This is a genomic window from Photorhabdus temperata, from assembly GCF_025384845.1.
In the GTDB taxonomy this organism is placed as follows: domain Bacteria; phylum Pseudomonadota; class Gammaproteobacteria; order Enterobacterales; family Enterobacteriaceae; genus Photorhabdus; species Photorhabdus temperata.
This window is the reverse complement of record NZ_JAJAFX010000116.1, coordinates 1-4,614: the sequence shown is the minus strand read 5'-3', so window position 1 is coordinate 4,614 and position 4,614 is coordinate 1. Positions and strand designations below refer to the sequence as shown.

3 protein-coding genes and 1 pseudogene are annotated in these 4,614 nt (G+C 46.1%); 3 read left to right on the top strand and 1 reads right to left on the bottom strand.

Annotation, left to right across the window (positions count from 1 at the left end; genetic code table 11):
* Positions 1 to 65: 65 nt before the first annotated feature.
* Both LGZ99_RS23395 and LGZ99_RS23390 read left to right on the top strand, forming a co-directional pair.
* The gene (locus tag LGZ99_RS23395) at positions 66 to 644 is read left to right on the top strand and encodes a plasmid pRiA4b ORF-3 family protein (RefSeq protein WP_262979738.1); all 579 of its coding nucleotides are present in this window, start codon (positions 66 to 68) and stop codon (positions 642 to 644) included.
* 144 nt (positions 645 to 788) lie between these two features.
* Positions 789 to 2,189, top strand: coding sequence for an ISKra4 family transposase (locus LGZ99_RS23390; protein ID WP_262979737.1), 1,401 nt, complete (start codon positions 789 to 791; stop codon positions 2,187 to 2,189).
* A gap of 148 nt (positions 2,190 to 2,337) precedes the next feature.
* Here LGZ99_RS23390 and LGZ99_RS23385 read toward each other — a convergent pair.
* Positions 2,338 to 2,577 (bottom strand): annotated as a pseudogene (locus tag LGZ99_RS23385) (IS5/IS1182 family transposase); the annotation flags it as partial.
* Positions 2,578 to 2,968: 391 nt separating this feature from the next.
* Here LGZ99_RS23385 and LGZ99_RS23380 point away from each other — a divergent pair.
* Positions 2,969 to 4,614, top strand: a 1,646-nt coding sequence (locus LGZ99_RS23380) for a ShlB/FhaC/HecB family hemolysin secretion/activation protein (protein WP_262979736.1), incomplete at its 3' end; no start/stop codon positions are given.

Below are 4,614 nucleotides of genomic sequence, written 5' to 3'. Positions count from 1 at the left end.
TGGGGCACTCTGTTCAGTCGGCAATAGAATGAGCAATTAAGCCTATTTTTCTCAGGTAGCTCGCCATGAAAACTTATATCGTGAAAGTCGCCCTTCGGGGTATCAGTCCTATGGTCTGGTGCCGATTCAGACTATCAGGCGAGACTTCTTTAGCCGCTTTTCACTATATCATTCAGATCGCGCAGGGATGGCCGGATGATCACCTGCATCAATTCCGTATTTATGGCAAAAATTACGGCATTTCCTACTCCGGCGGGATCGGGTTTCCTGACAACCCCTACAAAATTACGCTTGATGACTTTGAATTTGATGCCGATGACCGTTTTACCTACGAGTACAACTTTTTCGAGCACTGGCTTCACGATATCCGTATTGAAACTGTTCTCGAAAATTCTAACCTGAAGTCTCCTTTTTGTTTGGCCGGAAACAGAATGCCCGGGGCGACGTTAGCCGATGAAACCGCTAAAACACTGGCACTACTCAACGCGATTATTCATGCTGATGAAACAACAACAGTCAGAGAAATTCGCCCATTGATAGATGATCTTGATACTGTCAGATTCAACCGGCCAAAGGTTAACCACCAATTGCATAAACTTAACCTTGATTCGCCTGAACTGGAGCCGGTTGTGATATGGCTGTAGCGGATAGGGTGATCGGTATCCACAAAGGTATAAAATTAAAGCTGGCCTGCGATAACGTGGGATTAGGTGTTTCTACGTATTATAAATTGCGTCACCGGCTAAAAAACGGGGATATAAAATAGTCATTCCCCGGAGGACAGTATCATGCAATTCACGATCCAAATAGCGGTGGCCGATAAATCAGGTCACAGTCATACTGAGACACTATTCACGATAGAAAAACAAAATGATTCCCCAAATGACATTGGGCTTTCCTTGTCTGAATCCAAATTGCTTTTGAACGCTATCCAGCAATCGGTGATCCAGAAACAGGCGGCTGAATACCTGAATGAACGTCGTGCTTGTCCTCATTGTCAACGAAATCGACGGATAAAAGGCAAACAGACAATTCAGTATCGAACCTTGTTTGGCATTATCCCCGTGGAGGGATTTCGGGTTTACCGGTGCGCTTGTGAGAAACATTCAACCCAAACCGTTAGCTTGCTCAATCACTGGTGCAATGCGCATACTCACCCGGAACTCAAGTATATAGAAACCCGGTGGGCTTCACTGATGTCTTATGGATTGACCGCCAGTCTGCTCAAAGATATTCTGCCGGTGGGAGAATGCTGTAATGCCGCCACAGTCAGAAATCATCTCTGCCAGACGGCCAAGAGACAAGAGGCCGAATTAGAGGGGTTGCCTGATTTTCTCCCCGGTGATCCCAGAGAATGGGAAAAATTACCCAAACCGGGAAAACCGATGACGGTTGGCATTGATGGTGGCTACGTCAGAAATCGGGACGATAGAAAACATCATTTCGAAGTCATCGCCGGAAAATCATTCGCTACTCATGTCCCAACCAAACGCTTTGGTTTTGTGCAATGTCTGGAAAATCATGCCCGAAGAAAACTTATGGCTCAGTTATCTTCACAGGGAATGCAGGCTAATCAACAAATTACTTTCTTATCAGATGGCGCTGATAATCTCAGGGATCTGCAATTTAATTTGTACCCTGAATCCCAGCACGTGCTCGACTGGTTTCATATCACGATGCGCCTGACCGTACTAAAACAATATGCCAAAGGGGTATCTAAAAACGCGCCGGAACTCGGTGCAGAATTATTGGACTCTTTAACCAGTACACAATGGTCTATCTGGCATGGAAATGTGATTAAGGCATTAGAACACCTGGATGATTGTGCTGTGATGTGTGATGAGGACATATCGCATTATGGTAACAATAAATCATTGTTAAAACATCTCGATGAAATGTATACCTATATTGAAAATAACAGCATGATGATCCCGAATTACGGTGAAATGTACCGATATGGCGAACCAATTTCTTCATCATTTGTTGAATCGACGATCAATGAAGTTATCGCTAAACGGATGGTGAAAAAGCAGCAAATGCAATGGAGTCAACAAGGAGCGCATTACTTACTTCAGACACGCACAGCGGTACTTAATGATGATTTGAAAACCCAATTTGAGCATGGGTATCCGGGCATAAAATTAGGTGACGAAACGGAGCATTATTGGACAGAAACGGTTGCTGCATAAATGCCCCACAATTTTTTATGCTCTCCCATTGAAAAAAGTAATTATAATTATGGTTTGATATCTTGCGGAAATTGCTCATCGTCTTGTTTTTAACTCATAGTCAGGGTGAGCATCTGCAAGGAGAAGCAATAGTTCATATTCTCCTGATGTGCTGATGTGCCCGGACTATATTACCATCAATGAATAACCATTCTGAATCGGCGTGATGAGATAACTATTTGAATAATAACTGCAAAATACCTTTTTTCGACCCCAGATTAAAACGGCGGAACACCGTATTCTATTAACCGAAAGTGGCGGGGATATCCCTCTACGGGCAACTCGTTCTCATTCGATAGAGAGTGATACGATGTTCTGCTTTGTTATAGACACGGCCACTGTGTCGCATCAATGGGGATAGCGTATTCCCTTCTAATAGTCATCTAACATAATCATAAAAGGTAATGTTTCATCACAAATTAACGATAATCATCACATTACAAGTAATCTCATTCTGAAATAAAATAATAAAAATGTGATATGTATCACAAAAACAAAACTATTTTGAAATTATTACCATTAATTATTAAATAATTAATATTAATCTATTTTTTATATGATTCGTAACATTTTAATAACATGGGTTTATTTTTTATATAAAAATATAATGCCTTGTTTTTGTTATTATCTTATTTAATCAACCCCCAATTTAGTTGCCTGGTTGATTATTAGCCACGAATGTTGATCACTAAGTGCAATAGGTGGTTAATACTGCTTCGAAATTGTGGGATGAAAATACAATGAAAAGCAGTATTTGGGGGTTTACGGTTTTTTGTAGCCTGATCTCAGGCAGTCAGGCCGCAGACATCTCAGACCAACAACTGATCCATCAACAAGCACGTCAGCAAGCGCTGGAGGCTCAATTAGCCCCACCCCCTGCGGATGTTCGCTTGTCTGTACCCGAAAAAGCGGTGTCATCCGCCTTTCCGGTGGAAACCCCGTGTTTTCCTCTCTCCCACGTCAGACTGGCAGGCACTGAAAATTTCCCGCATTGGTTACCGTTCAGGCGTGTCGCTCAACAGGGCGAAAACCATTGCCTCGGTGATAAAGGCATTAGCCGGCTGATGACCCAATTGCAAGATCAGCTCATCAATCATGGCTATGTCACCAGCCGAGTTCTGGCTCCTCGTCAGGATCTGCATACCCAAACCTTAAAACTGGTGATGATTCCGGGCAAAATCCGGCATATCCGCTATACCCCGGACAGCGGCCATTACATTCAACGCTTCACGCCATTCCCCGCGCGTGAAGGCAAGCTGCTGGATTTACGGGATATTGAGCAGGGATTGGAAAATCTGCAACGTTTTCCCACCGTTCAGGCAGATATGAACATTGTCCCGGCAGAGCAACCGGGGGAAAGCGATATTGTGCTGGACTGGCGTCAGTCACGGCACTGGCGAGTTGCCACTTATCTGGATGATACCGGTTCCAAAAGCACCGGACGTTATCAAGGTGGGTTAACCTTTTTTCTGGATAACCCGCTGGCGTTAAGCGACCTGTTCTATCTCTCCGCTGGACGTGATATTCACGCGTCTGCCGGGAAAGGCAGCCAAAACGACACGCTCTATTACTCCCTGCCATTTGGCTACTGGATGGCGAGCGTGACGGCCAGTCATTACGATTATACCCAGACGATAGCCGGGCTGAATCAGGCGATTCAATATCGGGGCAAAAGCCAAAATCTGGCGGTCCAGCTCAGCCGGGTTCTGCACCGTAACGCGGACCAGAAAACCGGGCTCAACGGTGAAATTTATCGTCGGGCGTCCCGCAATTTTATTGATAACACGGAAATCGACGTTCAGCGCCGGGAAACCGCGGGTTGGAAATTGGGACTTTCTCACCAGCATTACATTGGCAATGCAACGTTAGACGCCCGGGTCACTTACCAACAAGGCATGCGCTGGTTTGGCGCGCAACCTGCGCCGGAAGAGTATCGCAATGAAGGGACCGCCTTACCCAAAATCACCCAATTCTCGGCGACGCTTGCCGGGCCGTTAACACTGTTTTCTCAGCCCTTTTCTTATCAGACCCAGTATCTGCGCCAGATAAGCGCCAGCCCATTGACGCCCCAGGATCGATTTTCAATCGGCGGCCGCTGGACGGTACGCGGCTTTGATGGCGAGTTGACCTTATCCGCTGATCGGGGTTGGTACAGCCGTAACGAACTGGACTGGCAAACCCCGCTGAAAGGGCAATCGCTGTATCTGGCAATGGATTATGGCGAAGTGGGCGGACGGGGCAGTGACGCTCTGCTCGGAAAACACCTGGCGGGCAGTGCCCTGGGTTGGCGAGGCAGCCTGAAAGGCGTGAGCTACGACTTGTTTGTCGGTGTTCCGCTGTCCAAACCCGCCGGTTTCCAAACTTCCCCTGTCACGGCCGGATTCAA